The following is a 14,549-nucleotide window of genomic DNA, read 5'->3' on the forward strand; positions in this document are numbered from 1 at the left end:
TTTTTTAAGGGGCTATTCCCGCTTTTCGTTGCAATCTTTTTATTTTTAAAGAAAAAATAAAAAGGATTTTCACTGCAATCGGGGCTAAAAAATATCCTCGTTTCAAAATAAAATTTGTAATATTCAATTAAATAAAAAGGATATGGAAATTAAAAATTTATCTAAATATAGTGATGCTGAGAAAATTGTTTTGGCAGAACAATTGTGGGATAGTGTTTCCAAAAAAGATTTAGAAATTTCTGATGATGTAAAAAATGAATTGAATATTCGGATTAAAAACTTAGAAGAAGGAAAAACAGAGTTGTACACCTGGAATGAGGTTAAAAACCATTTAAAATCTATATAGTTATATATCATTTCGATACCTAATAAAATAATGAGACATTTTTTTGTATTTCTAATTCTGCTAGTATTTGTATTTCCTTCTTGTAAAAAAAGGAAAATTTTCCAAAACAAGATTTTAATGGTAATAGAATATATTATAATGTACAAGATTTTACTAGCAATCCTAACTTTGTAAGAATTAAGCCAAATTATCAAACTATAGATACAAACTGTATTTCTCAAAAAATTAAAGCTCTTAAGAATATTCAAAATGGGAAGTTAATATTTTATACCGAATCGCGAAGGGAATTTGAATTAACCAAATCAATTTTGAAAAAATACAATTTAGAAACGAAAAGTGTTGTTCCGGGATGTTTAAGACCCGGGAGATTTGATCCTTTTTGTTATCAAAATGAAATGAATGAAGAAGTTTATAGAAGATTTGGGGATGTTTTTATTGACTCGATATTAGAAGTTTCACGTACTATCTACATTAATAATCACCCAAAAGAAGAGTATTTTGAAGACGGACTTGATTTAAGAGGTAAATATTTATTAAAGAGAAACAATCCATAAACTGCGGTTCTTAAAATTGCTACTTTATACTTAATTTCTCAAAAAGCTTATTCAAAAGATAAAGTCTTAGAAGTTTTTCATACAGGCCATTTGTAAATCTCATTTTAAGTGCAATTTATTAAAATATCATACAAAACTGCTTTAATTTGTTAAGAAATCCTTTTTTGTTTCATAAAATGCAATATTTTTTTTGGTGCAGTTAAAATAATTTATACATTCGCACAGAATTTAAAAAATAACACAAACAAAATGGCAACTAACCGTTTTTATTTTAGCAACAACTTTTATTTCTTCTTTAGTAGAAGTTAGGATTGTGCTATGGTTATTTGAAACAAATTAAAAGACAAATAAAACTAATATACAATCCTGATGAAAATCAGGATTTTTTTTTGACTATATGACAGCTAAAATTGCAATACAAGGTATCAAAGGTTCTTTTCATCATCAGGTTGTGAAGGAATATTTTTCTGAAAGTGTAGATATTGATGAATGTCTGTCTTTTGAGGAATTGGTTGACAGCCTTCTTGCAGGGAAATCAGATCAGGCAGTTATGGCAATTGAAAATTCGATCGCGGGACCAATTATTCCGAATTATGCTTTGATTGACAAGAATAATTTACACATAATAGGAGAACATTATTTAAGTATTCACCAGAATTTAATGGCTTTAAAAGGTCAGAAGATAGAAGATATAAAAGAAGTTCATTCACACCCGATGGCACTTTTGCAGTGTATGGATTTCCTGAAACAATATCCAAACATCAAATTGGTAGAGGATAAAGATACAGCCGAAACAGCAAGAAGAATTCAGGAAAAACAGTTAACCGGAATTGCTGCAATAGGAAGTAAAGTAGCATCGGAAATGTATAATCTTGAAATTATCGCGCCGGAGATTCAGACGATTAAAAATAATATGACGCGTTTCGTAATCATCAAAAAGCAAAATTCATTTTTGCCTGAAAACGAGATCAACAGAGCGTCTATCAAATTTGAACTCGATCATAAAAGAGGAAGTCTGGCAGCAGTTCTAAATGTAATGAGTGACTGCAAACTGAATTTGACAAAAATTCAGTCACTTCCAAAAATTGAAACACCATGGAAATATTCGTTTTTCGTAGATGTGACATTTGAAAATTATGAAGATTACTCGAAAGCCAAATCGTTACTCAATATTATGGCGGAATATTTTAAGGTTTTGGGAGAATATAAAAATACAAAGCCTTTAAGTCAGTCTTAAAGTTGGAAAGTCGAAAGTCTTAAAGTCAAATAAAAAAAGAGCATAAAGCTTATGGCGTAAAGCCTAAGCAAAAAATAAAAAACATGATTACAACAGCAAAAAGATTAGATACAGTTGAAGAATACTACTTTTCATCAAAATTGAGAGAAGTTCGTCAACTCATGTCTGAAGGAAAATCGATTATCAATATGGGAATCGGAAGTCCTGATTTGAGTCCGTCGAAAGCAGTAATTGAAGCGGTAGCCGCAGCAATTCAGGACGAGAATGGACATGGTTATCAAAGCTATCAGGGATTACCGGAAATGAGGCAGGCGATGGCAGATTTTTATCAGGATCAATTTGGTGTTGCAGTGAATCCAAATAACGAGATTTTACCATTGATGGGGTCAAAAGAAGGAATTATGCATATTTCGCTTGCATTTTTAAACCCGGGCGATCATGTTTTGATTCCGAATCCGGGTTATCCGACTTACACTTCGGTAACCAATTTGGTAGAAGCAGTTCCGGTTTATTATGATTTGAAAGAAGCTAATACATGGGAGCCGGATTTTGAAGCTTTAGAGAAACTGGATCTTTCGAAAGTAAAAATTATGTGGCTGGGTTATCCGCACATGCCGACAGGAGCAAGAGGAAATTTAGCGTTATTTGAAAAACTGGTTGCTTTTGCTAAAAAACACAACATATTACTGATCAACGACAATCCGTATAGTTTTGTTTTGAACGACAATCCGATGAGTTTATTACAGGTTGAAGGAGCAAAGGATGTGGCTTTAGAATTGAATTCACTGAGTAAAACATTCAACATGGCCGGTTGGAGAGTCGGGATGGTTTTAGGAAATCCTGAAATTATCGATGCAGTGTTAAAAGTAAAAAGCAACATGGACAGCGGTATGTTCTACGGAATTCAGAAAGGAGCAATTGCAGCTTTAAAATGTGATAAATCCTGGTTCGAAGATCAAAACAAAATTTACAGACGCCGCAGGGAATTGACAGAGAAACTTGCAGAAAAATTAAACTGCAAAGTGTATAAAGAAGGAGTTGGGCTTTTTGTCTGGGCCAAACTTCCGGAAGGAATAGCATCAGCAGAGAAGTTCATTGACGAAATATTATATGAGAAACATATTTTCATTACACCGGGAACCATTTTTGGAAGCAACGGCGAAGGGTATATAAGGTTCTCATTGTGTGTAAAAGAAGAAAAAGTACAAGAAGCGATAGATCGATTTTAGAATCAAGATTTTAGATTTTTTTCGCCACAGTTTGTCATCCCGAGGAACGAGGGATCTCCACAAGTAACTCGACAAAGTTTGGGCTCTCGTTGCGGAGCTACTTGCGAAGATTTACTTCGTCTGTTCGCTATCGCTCGAGTCTCCTTCGTCGAAATGACAAAAAGGCGGAAAACAATAACGGTCTTGGAAAAAACGAGAAGCCCTAGCCCTGATAGAAGTGGAAATCCTTTTTTGCCGTCCCGATAGCTATCGGGAGGCAGAAAAGATTGAAGCGGATAGCAGGAATTAGCTTCAAATAATAAAAAATATGAAAGTATACGTAATAGGAATAGGATTAATAGGCGGTTCAATGGTGTTAGACATCAAAGGGCGTTATCCTGATGCGACTATTTTAGGAATCGATAGTAACGAGCAACATTTGCAGGAAGCAATTGATCTTGGAGTTATTGACGAAGCGGGAAGTTTTGAAGATTTACAAAAAGCAGATTTTGTAATTGTTTCGGTTCCTGTTGATGTTGCGCTTACCGTTTTGCCTAAAGTTTTAGACGCAGTTGGAGATAAAACGATTGTTTTTGAAGTTGGATCGACTAAAAAACCAATTTGCGATGCAGTAGCAAACCATCCGAAGAGAAGAAATTTTATTGCTACGCACCCAATTGCAGGAACAGAGTTTTCGGGTCCTTCGGCGGCAATAAGAGGTTTGTTTCAAGGAAAGACAAACATTATATGTGAAGTAGAAAAGACAGCTTTTAAACTGCAGGAGAAAGCATTGAATCTTTTTAGTTCGATAGGAATGAGAATTAGATACATGGATCCTGTATCGCACGACAAACATATTGCTTATGTTTCGCATTTGTCGCACATTAGTTCGTTTATGCTCGGAAAAACAGTAATGAACAAAGAAAAAGACGAACAGGATATTTTTGACATGGCGGGCAGTGGATTTGAAAGTACAGTTCGTCTCGCAAAAAGTTCACCGGCGATGTGGACACCAATTTTTAAGCAGAACAAAGAGCATGTCATTGAAACATTAGAAGAATATATTTCGAATCTAAGCAGGTTCAGGGATTTGTTGAAAGAAGAAAATTATAATGCCATTTTTGAAGAAATGGAAAGCACAAATAAAATAAAAGAGATATTAAACGGATTAACAATTAAAAAGTAAATTAGAATAAGATGGAAAATAAGAAAGAAATGAGAAAGTGGTTAGAAGATTTCAATTTAGATCACCCACTTGTGATAGCTGGACCTTGTAGTGCAGAAACGGAAGATCAGGTTTTGAAAATTGCTCACGAATTGAAAGATTCAAAAGTTAGTGTATTCAGAGCTGGAATCTGGAAACCAAGAACGCGTCCGGGAGGATTTGAAGGTGTAGGGGAAATTGGTTTGAAATGGTTGCAAAAAGCAAAAGCTGAAACTGGTTTATTAATGGGAACTGAAGTTGCGACTGCAGCGCATTGTAAATTAGCTTTAGAACATGATATCGACGTTTTATGGGTTGGTGCGCGTACAACTGCAAATCCTTTTGCGGTTCAGGAAATTGCTGATACTTTGAAAGGAACTGATAAAATCGTTTTGGTTAAAAACCCTGTAAATCCTGATTTGGCTTTATGGTTAGGTGGTGTAGAGCGTTTACATATGGCTGGAATTGAGAAATTAGGAGTAATCCACAGAGGTTTCTCTACTTACGAAAAAACAAAATACAGAAATATTCCGGAATGGCAGATTGCTATCGAATTGCAAAATAAATTTCCTGATTTACCATTAATCATCGATCCATCTCACATTACGGGAGATCGTAAAATGATTTTTGAAGTAACGCAAGAGGCTTTAGATTTGAATTACGACGGTATGATTATCGAAACGCACTACGATCCGGACAACGCCTGGTCTGATGCTGCTCAACAAGTTACTCCTGATGCTTTGAAACAAATCATTAAAGATTTGACGATCAGAAAAACAGATGATACTACTGATGAGTACAGTTCAAAAATGACGAAACTAAGAGCTAATATCGACGTTTTGGATGCTAACTTATTAGAGTTGTTAGGAAAACGTATGAAAGTAGCTGACGAAATTGGTCAGGTGAAAAAAGATGCAAACGTTGCGATTCTTCAAAACAATCGTTGGAATGAAATCTTAGGGAAAATGATTTTGGAAGGTGAGAAAAAAGGTCTTACTGAAGAGTTTGTTTTGAAAATGTTCAAAGCAATCCACCAGGAAAGTATTGGTCACCAGGAAAAAGTATTGAATGCATAATTTTTTCTAAACCATATAAGTGATATAAGTTAATTTAAGTTTTTTGTAAAACTTGTTATTTATTTTTCTTATATCACAGAAGTGATTAGATAATTAAAATAGAATCTCCATCCCTTTTACAAAAAGGGTTGGGGATTTTTTTATGAAATTAATTTACACTCCTCCCAACCTTTTCGTATTTTTTGTTCTCTATATCACTATACAACCTTAACTTTCGCGTTATGAAATCAAATATGTGTTTATCTCCGTCTAAAATTTTTCAGGTTAATCTGAAATTACTGTTTTGCGTTTTACTGTTTTCAGCCGTTAAAGTTTTTGCTCAAAGTCCTGAACTGAACGTAAAAGGAGAGGAAGCTGAAAAGGTAAAAATGAGTAAGCTGCTTGTTAATGTTAAGGTAATTGGAAATATTGCCTACACTACTGCCGAAATGCATTTTTTTAATTCGGGAACTCGCCAGATGGAAGCAGAACTTATTTTTCCGCTGCCTGAAAATGTTTCTGTTTCAAGATATGCAATTGATATTAATGGTAAAATGCGCGAAGCTGTTCCTGTAAATAAAAATAAAGGGAAACAGGTTTTTGAAGCCATTGAACATCGTCGGGTTGATCCGGGATTGCTGGAAAAAGTGGATGGAAATAATTTCAGAACCCGAATTTATCCTTTAATGCCAAACGGGGAACGAATCGTAATTATTGGTTATGAAGAAGAGCTTTCTGCATTGGATAAAAATAATCTGGGTTATCAATTGGTAAGCCGTTATCCTAAAAAATTGGATAAATTTCAAATCAGGGTCTCTGTAACAGGTTCTTCTACTGAACCCAAGATTGCTGAAAGAACAGGATCGAAGATGTCTTTTTCAAAATGGAATCAATCTTTTGAGGCTTCAATTGAAAAAGAAAATTATCAGCCTGAGGAAAAGATCGTTTTTGAAGTTCCAATACAAAATAATGCACCAGGCGTTTTGACTCAGGATGTAGGTGGTCAGTATTATTTTTATGGAAATGCCTTTACTGAAGGAATTACGAAAGCAAGAAAAATTCCGTCTTCAATTGGTTTAATCTGGGATAATTCACTAAGTTGTCAGACACGTGATTTGAAAAAGGAACTGGATTTTCTGGACTCTTATTTTCAAAAGATACAAAATACAAAAGTGACTTTATACTTTTTGAATTACACTTTTGAAAAGCAAAGAGAGTTTATTATTTCTAATGGAAATTGGAGTGAATTAAAAACGGTTTTAGAAAACACAAAATATGACGGCGGAACACGTTACTCGCAGTTAAGTTTTGCAAATCATGATCAGTATCTGTTTTCTACAGACGGATTATCTTCTTTGAGTGAAAATTCATTTCCTAAAACTAAAAAACCGGTATTTACGATTTCATCTTCTGTATCGGCTGACTTTGCTTTTTTAAATTATACAGCTTCAGAAACGGGTGGAAATTTTATTAATCTGAATCAGTTAAGTACAGAAAATGCTTTGGATAAATTGGTTACGACGAATCTGAAATTCTTAGGTATAAAGGAAAATCTTTTGATTACTGATTTTTTTCCTATGGGAGGAACTGCAGTTTCAGGTAGTTTTAGTTTTTCTGGTATTTCATTAAATCCAAAAAATGAAATTACATTGTTATTTGGTAATGGAGATGATGCTGTTTTAGAAAGAAAGATAACTGTAGACAATGCTGTTCAAAATACCAATCAGGTCAATATCGAAAAACTCTGGGCTCAGAAAAAAATTGCGAATCTGGAATTGCAATATGACAAAAATGCTCAGGAAATAGAAACTTTAGGGAAGAAATATGGAATCATTACCAAGAATACTTCGCTGATTGTTTTAGAAAATATTCGTGATTATATTATGTATGATATTATTCCGCCGGCCGAATTACGTGCCGAATTTGATAAAATCAAAAAGCAGGAACATGATACCAGTCTGGCCAAACAAAAAAATAACTGGGAAAATATTGATAGTTATTTTACAGGATTAAATTCATGGTGGAAAAAAGATTTGAAATATGTGGCTCCAAAAGTTTTACCAAGATCTAAAAATAAGAAACGTGAAGCTTATGAAACCATTAAGGGTGATCCGGATGCTGTTATGACGGTTGACGAACCTGTTGGCTCAGGACCAGTAATGGAGATCGTGCAAGAAGACAATAATGTATATAGTACAGCCTCACCCCCAAGAGTGGATCAGGTTAAATTTGTTAGTCCTGTAGTTGCGAAAACGGAAGAAGTTACTGAAGATGCGCCAAAAATTATTGAGTTAAAAGATAAGAAGGTTGGCAGTGAAGTAATAAGGTCAGAAGTTTCGGGACTTGTAGTTACTCAGATTGCAGAAAACAATACAAATAGCGTAAGTGTTGTAAATGTAGATACTAAAACTTGGAACCCAGATCGCTTATATTTAAAAGCTTTGGCATCGGCACCAAAAGAAAAACAATATGATTTGTATTTGGAATTGAGAAAATCTCAGGAGAGAAACCCGAGTTTTTATTTTGACGTGGCGCACTTTTTCTATAATCAGGGAGATGTAAAAAAAGCACTGCAGGTAGTCAGTAATATTGCAGATTTAGGATTAGAAAATCATCAGCTTTATAAGACATTAACCTATACTTTGCGTCAATGGAAGGATTTTGAAGATGCGTCATTTACAGCAAAACAAGTTGCTAAATGGAGAGCTCATGAACCTCAAAGTTTAAGGGATTATGCACTGGCTTTGGAAGATGCAGGCAACTATCAGGAAGCTTTTGATCAATTGGTAAAAGCTTTGGAAGTGAATTATTATGGAGAAATGAGCGGACAATATCAAGGGGTAGAAGATATTATTTTGATGGATTTAAACCGAATGCTTATTGAACATGCAGATTTGAAAACCGGAAAATTAGATAAAAAATATCTTGATAAAATGCCGGTCGATATTAGAATTATCATGAACTGGAATCTGATGGATGTTGATTTGGATCTGCATATTATTGAGCCCACGGGTGAAGAATGTTATTATGGACATAAAGTAACAGAATCAGGGGCAAGCTTTTCAAAAGATTTTACACAAGGGTATGGTCCTGAACAATATCTGATTCGAAATGCAGTGAAAGGGAAATACCAAATAAAAAGTAACTATTTTGGAGAAAATGAATTAACAGAAAATGGCCCTGCGACGGTTATGGTTGAGATTTACACTACCAAAGCCGGAAAAACTTCTAAAATTCTTAAAACAATTCAGCTTGGAAAAGTCAAAGAAAATGATGTTTTAGCCGAAATTATTTGGTAAACATATCCTATTAGGAGATTCATATTTATTTTTAAAAGGCGAAGTTTCGTTGTTGAATTCAAAAAACGTAATTTTGCCTTTTATTTTTTAAGAATAAATCTAAAACCTACAATTTGAATGACAGGACTCGTATATAAATCTACAGGAAGCTGGTACACTGTAAAATCTGAACAAGGCGATTTTATAGAATGCCGTATGAAAGGGAAGTTTAGGATGAAAGGCATAAAAAGCACTAATCCTATTGCTGTAGGTGATATTGTCGATTATGAATTGGAAGAAACATCGGATGCCGTTACTGGCATGATTCATAATATTCACGAAAGAAAGAATTACATCGTTCGTAAATCAGTTAACCTGTCACATCAGATGCATATCATTGCATCCAATATCGACAGGGTGTTTTTGCTGATTACCATTAATAATCCGCCCACTACTTTTAATTTTATAGATCGCTTTCTGGTAACTGCCGAAGCTTACAATATAGAGACCATATTGGTTTTTAATAAAATTGACACTTTTGATGAAACAACTCTGGATGATCAATTGTATATGCAATATGTATATCAGCAAATTGGGTATAAATGCCTTCGTGTTTCATCTACAGAAATGAAAGGAGTTGATGAACTAAAAGAAATGATGATTGGTAAAGTAAGCATGTTTTCCGGACATTCCGGCGTAGGAAAATCGACTTTAGTAAATGCAATGGAACCATCACTTCATCTTAAAACTAAAAACATTTCTGAGGCAAGTAAACAAGGGCAGCACACTACAACTTTTGCAGAAATGTATGATTTGTCTTTTAATGCAAAAATCATTGATACTCCCGGAATTAAAGGGTTCGGAATTGTTGATATGGAAAAAGAAGAAATCAGCGGATATTTTCCTGAATTTTTTAAATTGAAAGATCAATGTAAATTCAATAATTGTCTGCATAAAGAAGAGCCTCATTGCGCCATAAAAGCAGCTTTGGAAAAAGATGAAATTGCATGGTCACGCTACAACAGTTATCTTAAAATACTGGAAGGTGATGAGGAAAATTATCGCACCGACTCTTACGACGAAGACCGAAAAATCAGCGATGAAACCAGAAACCAGAAATAAATAATAGTCTAAAGTCAAATGTCTTAAGTCCAAAGTGAGATTTTAGACTTTCAACTTTATGACTTTCAAACTTTAGACTAAGATATGAAAGTTGTTCTTCAAAGAGTTTCTCAGGCATCTGTAACCGTTGATTCTAAAATTGTTGCAGATATTAAACAAGGACTATTAGTTTTGGTTGGTATAGAAGATATCGATACTCAGGATGATATTGACTGGCTCGTTGGGAAAATCATAAAAATACGCATTTTTGGTGACGAAAATGGCGTAATGAATTGCTCAGTTCAGGATATTGATGGTGATATTATTGTAGTAAGCCAATTTACACTTCATGCATCTACCAAAAAAGGAAACCGTCCTTCATACATTAAAGCTTCAAAACCAGAGTTTGCAATTCCGATGTATGAGAATTTTGTGAGATGTTTAGAAAATGAATTTCAGAAGAAAATACAAACCGGAATATTTGGTGCAGACATGAAAGTCAGCCTCATAAATGACGGGCCTGTAACGATTTTAATTGATAGTAAAAACAAAGAATAAATAGCACAAATATTTGTTAAGGATTTCTAAAAATGCTATATATTTGACGAAATTACTTATTAAATGAAAAATCAGGTTTTCGCATTAATTTTCTTCTTATTTTCCCTTGTTTCTAATGCTCAAAAGAGTGAATACTCGACTGCTAAAATTGCCGATAGTCTTAAAGAGAATACCAATGCAGTTGTGCGTTTAAATCAGGTTGATATTACGATTGCATCGCAAAGAAGTATGAATATTAAAATACAAAGGGTTGTATCGGTTTTTAATGAGAAAGGATTAAATGATATTGATGCTTATCAGCACTATGATAAAACAACTTCAATAAAAAACATCGAAGCGATTGTTTATGATGCATTTGGTAACGAAATAAAAAAGATTAAACGAAAAGATTTTAGAGACCAAAGCGCTGCAGGTGGAAGTACTCTTTTTTCAGATAACCGTGTAGTTTATTTAGATTATACACCAGTTTCATATCCTTTTACAATTGTTTATAAAAGTGAAACTGAAACTTCAAATACCGCTTTTATACCGCAATGGTATTTTTTGGGAGGATATTACGTAAGTGTCGAAAAATGTATACTAAATGTTACTTTTCCTAATAATCTTGGCTTTAAAAAGAAAGAGTTATATTTTTCAGGATTTAATATTAAAAAAACAGCTGATACAGATACTAAACTAAGTTATGAAGCTGTCAATATTTTAGCTCAGAAGGCAGAAGATCTTAGTCCCGCTTTTTTCGATTTATATCCAAAAGTATTGATGAGCCTTGAATATTTTAATCTGGAGGGAGTTGATGGCAATGCAAAAAATTGGAAAGAATATGGTAAATGGTTTTCGGATAAAATTTTAGCAGGAACAACATTGTTACCGGAAGAAACAAAAGTAAAAATTAAAACACTGATAGGCAATGAAACAGATCCTATAAAAAAAGCAAAAATTGTATATCAATTTGTACAGGAAAAATCCAGATACGTTAGTGTTCAGGTAGGAATTGGAGGATGGAAACCAATGTTTGCAAGTGATGTCGACAGATTAGGTTATGGTGATTGTAAAGCATTGTCTAATTATACCAGAGCATTATTAGATGTGGTTGGTGTTTCTTCCTTTTACACAGAATTATATGGTGATTTAGATTTAAGAGATATTGATGAAGATTTTTTTTCTATTCAGGGTAATCATGCGATTTTATGTGTTCCAGATAAAGATAAATACGTTTTTTTAGAATGCACAAGTCAGAATGACCCTTTTGGATATCAGGCAAATTTTACAGATAATAGAAAAGTAGTTGTAATTAAACCTGATGGAGGGGAAATAATCAGAACAAGAATTTATGATCCATTAAATAATGCGCAATTTAGCAAAGGAACTTATACAATAGATGAAAATGGCAGTTTTGCCGGAAAAATCAATATCCGGTCTGAAGGTTCACAATATGGTAGAAAAATGATTGTGGAGAAATTACAGCCTACAGAAAAAGAAGCACATTATAAAGAATATTGGGGCAATATAAATAATCTTAAATTAGGTAAAATCAATTTTGCCAATGATAAAGAGAATATTCGTTTTACAGAAGATATTCAGATTACAGCAGTAAATTATGGAACAATTTCTGCCAATAAAATGATTTTTGTAATGGACGCCTTTAATCAGTATACAGGAAATGTTAAGCGTATAAGAAATCGTAAAAATCCATTTCAAATCCAGCGTGGTTATTTAGATACAGATGAAATAGAAATTAATCTTCCCGCAGGTTTTTCAATCGAATTTCTACCTTCAAACTTCCAATTAAAAGGAAAGTTTGGGGAGTATAAAACAGAAATCATCAAAAATGAAAATAATAAACTCACATACAAACGTTCTATGTTTTTAAATAAAGGAAAATATTCAAACAAAGAATATGATGAATATCGTCTTTTTATGGAACAAGTTTCAAAAAACGATAATGCCAAAATCATTTTGACCAAGAACTAACCAAATCAACAAAAAAACAAACCCAATGAAATTCATTAATTTTTTTAGTTTCTTATCTCTGCTTTTTATTCTTTCCAAAACAACTGCACAAGAATTTAAATTAGGAAAAGTATCTATAGCTGAATTAGAAGAAAAAAAACACCCAAGAGATTCATCTGCAGCAGCGGCTATTTTATATAAAAAAGGTAAATCCAGTATTGAATATGATACTAATGATGGATTTATTTTGGTTACTCACGTAGATACACGAGTTAAAATATATAAAAAAGAGGGTTATGATTGGGCAAATCAAAATGTGTCCTATTACATTGGAAGCAATGAATCAAGAGAAAAAGTTGATTTTTCGAATGTCAATACTTTTAATTTAGTGAATGGGAAAATTGAGAAAACCAAACTTAAAAGTGATGGTGTTTTTAATGAAGAGGTTGATAAATACTATGCAAGAAAAAAAATCACAATGCCTAATGTAAAAGAAGGCTCAGTATTAGAATATAGTTATACAGTGAGAACACCTACTATTGGAATGATGAAAGGGTGGGCTTTTCAAAGTAGTATTCCAGTGAATTACTCAGAATATACAACTTATATACCAGAGTATTATACTTTTAATGCCAGACAAAAAGGATATATTTTTCCTAAAGTAACAACAGAAACACGATCAAGATCAATCTTATTTACAAGTAAAGAAAGAGGACTTAATTCACATACAACATTTTCTACAGATACTGTTGATTACCTTGAAACACAAACTACCTATATTGCTGAGAATTTACCTGCAATGAAAGAGGAATCGTATGTTAATAATATAGATAATTATACGGCAAGTTTAGAACAAGAACTTTCAATGGTTAAGTATCCTAATAGTCCAATGAAAACTTTTTCTACAGATTGGAACTCGGTAGCAAGGACAATTTACGAATATGAAGATTTTGGCCCTGAATTAAATAAAACAGGATATTTTGAAGATGATTTAAAAGCTTTACTGGCAGGAGTAACAACACCCGAAGAAAAAATAGTAGTTATTTTAAACCATGTTAAATCAAATGTGAAATGGAATAAATATAATGGCTACAGTTGTGATAAAGGTGTACGTAAAGCATATCAGGAAAAATCAGGAAATATTGCAGAGATAAATTTAATGCTGACAGCAATGTTACGTTATTCTGGCTTAACGGCAAATCCTGTTTTGGTTAGCACAAGGTCTAATGGAGTGGCATTTTTTCCTAACAGAACCGCCTATAATTATGTAATCACGGCAGTTGAAACTGAAAACGGCTACATATTATTAGATGCATCAGATAGATTTTCTGTTCCCAATGTTTTACCATTTAGAACTTTAAACTGGTATGGAAGATTGATACGAAAAGACGGGACTTCAGAACAAATCGATTTAATGCCTAAAAAAACATCAAATGATATTGTTTTTTTAACTTACAGTATTGACCCTGAAGGTAAAGTTACAGGACAAACAAGAAGACAATGCACAGATTATAATGCTATGATTACCAGAGAGAATATTTTTAGTACCAAAGAAGATGAGTATCTGGAAAAACTGGAAAATCAAAACAATAAAATAGAAATCAGCGATTATGCAAAGACAAACGAAAAAGAAATCCTGAAGCCCATTATAGAGACATACTCTTTTACAGGAAATAATTTATCCGAGGTAATTGGAGGGAAAATCTATGTTAGTCCAATGTTGTTTTTTACCAATGAAAAAAATCCTTTTAATCAGGAAACGAGAGAATACCCGGTTGATTTTGGATTTCCTTTTATGGATAAATATAACATAACAATAAAGATTCCGGATGGATTTGCAGTTGAAACAATACCTACACCCGCTGTAATAAATATGGAAGACAATTTAGGTTCTTTTAAATTTAATATAGCGGCAAACGAAAATACGCTTCAAATGACTATTTCTCACCAGATTAATAACGCTATTGTATCGACACAACAATACGAAATGCTGAAAGAATATTACAAAGCAATGATTGCAAAAGAAAGCGAAAAAATTGTTTTAAAGAGAATTTAAAA

Annotated in this window: 11 protein-coding genes; all 11 read left to right on the forward strand. The window is 33.2% G+C overall.

Annotated features, from left to right (window positions below; all coding sequences use genetic code 11):
- Positions 1-142: 142 nt before the first annotated feature.
- The 11 genes from JE46_RS10655 (at position 143) to JE46_RS10705 (ending at position 14,547) form a co-directional block, all read left to right on the forward strand.
- Positions 143-346, forward strand: a complete 204-nt coding sequence (locus JE46_RS10655) for an addiction module protein (RefSeq protein ID WP_031455266.1) — start codon at positions 143-145, stop codon at positions 344-346.
- Positions 347-654: 308 nt separating this feature from the next.
- Complete coding sequence (locus tag JE46_RS10660; RefSeq protein ID WP_031455267.1) at positions 655-900, forward strand: hypothetical protein; 246 nt, start codon at positions 655-657, stop codon at positions 898-900.
- A gap of 397 nt (positions 901-1,297) precedes the next feature.
- Positions 1,298-2,137: a prephenate dehydratase gene (locus tag JE46_RS10665; protein WP_031455268.1), complete on the forward strand. Its 840-nt coding sequence runs from the start codon at positions 1,298-1,300 to the stop codon at positions 2,135-2,137.
- 83 nt (positions 2,138-2,220) lie between these two features.
- Positions 2,221-3,366, forward strand: coding sequence for a pyridoxal phosphate-dependent aminotransferase (locus JE46_RS10670; RefSeq protein WP_031455269.1), 1,146 nt, complete (start codon positions 2,221-2,223; stop codon positions 3,364-3,366).
- A 307-nt stretch (positions 3,367-3,673) separates the two neighbouring features.
- On the forward strand, positions 3,674-4,531 hold the full coding sequence (locus JE46_RS10675) for a prephenate dehydrogenase (protein WP_031455270.1): 858 nt from the start codon (positions 3,674-3,676) through the stop codon (positions 4,529-4,531).
- An 11-nt stretch (positions 4,532-4,542) separates the two neighbouring features.
- Positions 4,543-5,625: a bifunctional 3-deoxy-7-phosphoheptulonate synthase/chorismate mutase type II gene (locus tag JE46_RS10680; protein ID WP_007811176.1), complete on the forward strand. Its 1,083-nt coding sequence runs from the start codon at positions 4,543-4,545 to the stop codon at positions 5,623-5,625.
- A gap of 221 nt (positions 5,626-5,846) precedes the next feature.
- Positions 5,847-8,903: a VIT domain-containing protein gene (locus tag JE46_RS10685; protein ID WP_031455271.1), complete on the forward strand. Its 3,057-nt coding sequence runs from the start codon at positions 5,847-5,849 to the stop codon at positions 8,901-8,903.
- 117 nt (positions 8,904-9,020) lie between these two features.
- On the forward strand, positions 9,021-10,004 hold the full coding sequence (gene rsgA / locus JE46_RS10690; protein ID WP_031455272.1) for a ribosome small subunit-dependent GTPase A: 984 nt from the start codon (positions 9,021-9,023) through the stop codon (positions 10,002-10,004).
- A gap of 84 nt (positions 10,005-10,088) precedes the next feature.
- Positions 10,089-10,541 (forward strand): D-aminoacyl-tRNA deacylase, encoded by a 453-nt coding sequence (gene dtd / locus JE46_RS10695; protein ID WP_031455273.1) that lies wholly within the window; start codon positions 10,089-10,091, stop codon positions 10,539-10,541.
- Between the two features lie 63 nt (positions 10,542-10,604).
- A complete protein-coding gene (locus JE46_RS10700; protein ID WP_031455274.1) occupies positions 10,605-12,512 on the forward strand; it encodes a DUF3857 domain-containing protein in 1,908 nt (635 codons plus the stop codon).
- A gap of 25 nt (positions 12,513-12,537) precedes the next feature.
- Positions 12,538-14,547, forward strand: coding sequence for a DUF3857 domain-containing protein (locus tag JE46_RS10705; RefSeq protein ID WP_031455275.1), 2,010 nt, complete (start codon positions 12,538-12,540; stop codon positions 14,545-14,547).
- The last annotated feature ends 2 nt before the right edge of the window (positions 14,548-14,549 follow it).

It is taken from the genome of Flavobacterium chungangense LMG 26729, from assembly GCF_000735715.2.
GTDB classification, from domain to species: Bacteria; Bacteroidota; Bacteroidia; order Flavobacteriales; family Flavobacteriaceae; genus Flavobacterium; species Flavobacterium chungangense.

Coding starts and splice junctions, on each gene's coding strand:
- JE46_RS10705 (WP_031455275.1), top strand. CDS start 12,538: ATGAAATTCATTAATTTTTTTAGTTTCTTATCTCTGCTTTTTATTCTT.
- JE46_RS10670 (WP_031455269.1), top strand. CDS start 2,221: ATGATTACAACAGCAAAAAGATTAGATACAGTTGAAGAATACTACTTT.
- dtd (WP_031455273.1), top strand. CDS start 10,089: ATGAAAGTTGTTCTTCAAAGAGTTTCTCAGGCATCTGTAACCGTTGAT.
- rsgA (WP_031455272.1), top strand. CDS start 9,021: ATGACAGGACTCGTATATAAATCTACAGGAAGCTGGTACACTGTAAAA.
- JE46_RS10655 (WP_031455266.1), top strand. CDS start 143: ATGGAAATTAAAAATTTATCTAAATATAGTGATGCTGAGAAAATTGTT.
- JE46_RS10685 (WP_031455271.1), top strand. CDS start 5,847: ATGAAATCAAATATGTGTTTATCTCCGTCTAAAATTTTTCAGGTTAAT.
- JE46_RS10700 (WP_031455274.1), top strand. CDS start 10,605: ATGAAAAATCAGGTTTTCGCATTAATTTTCTTCTTATTTTCCCTTGTT.
- JE46_RS10675 (WP_031455270.1), top strand. CDS start 3,674: ATGAAAGTATACGTAATAGGAATAGGATTAATAGGCGGTTCAATGGTG.
- JE46_RS10665 (WP_031455268.1), top strand. CDS start 1,298: ATGACAGCTAAAATTGCAATACAAGGTATCAAAGGTTCTTTTCATCAT.
- JE46_RS10680 (WP_007811176.1), top strand. CDS start 4,543: ATGGAAAATAAGAAAGAAATGAGAAAGTGGTTAGAAGATTTCAATTTA.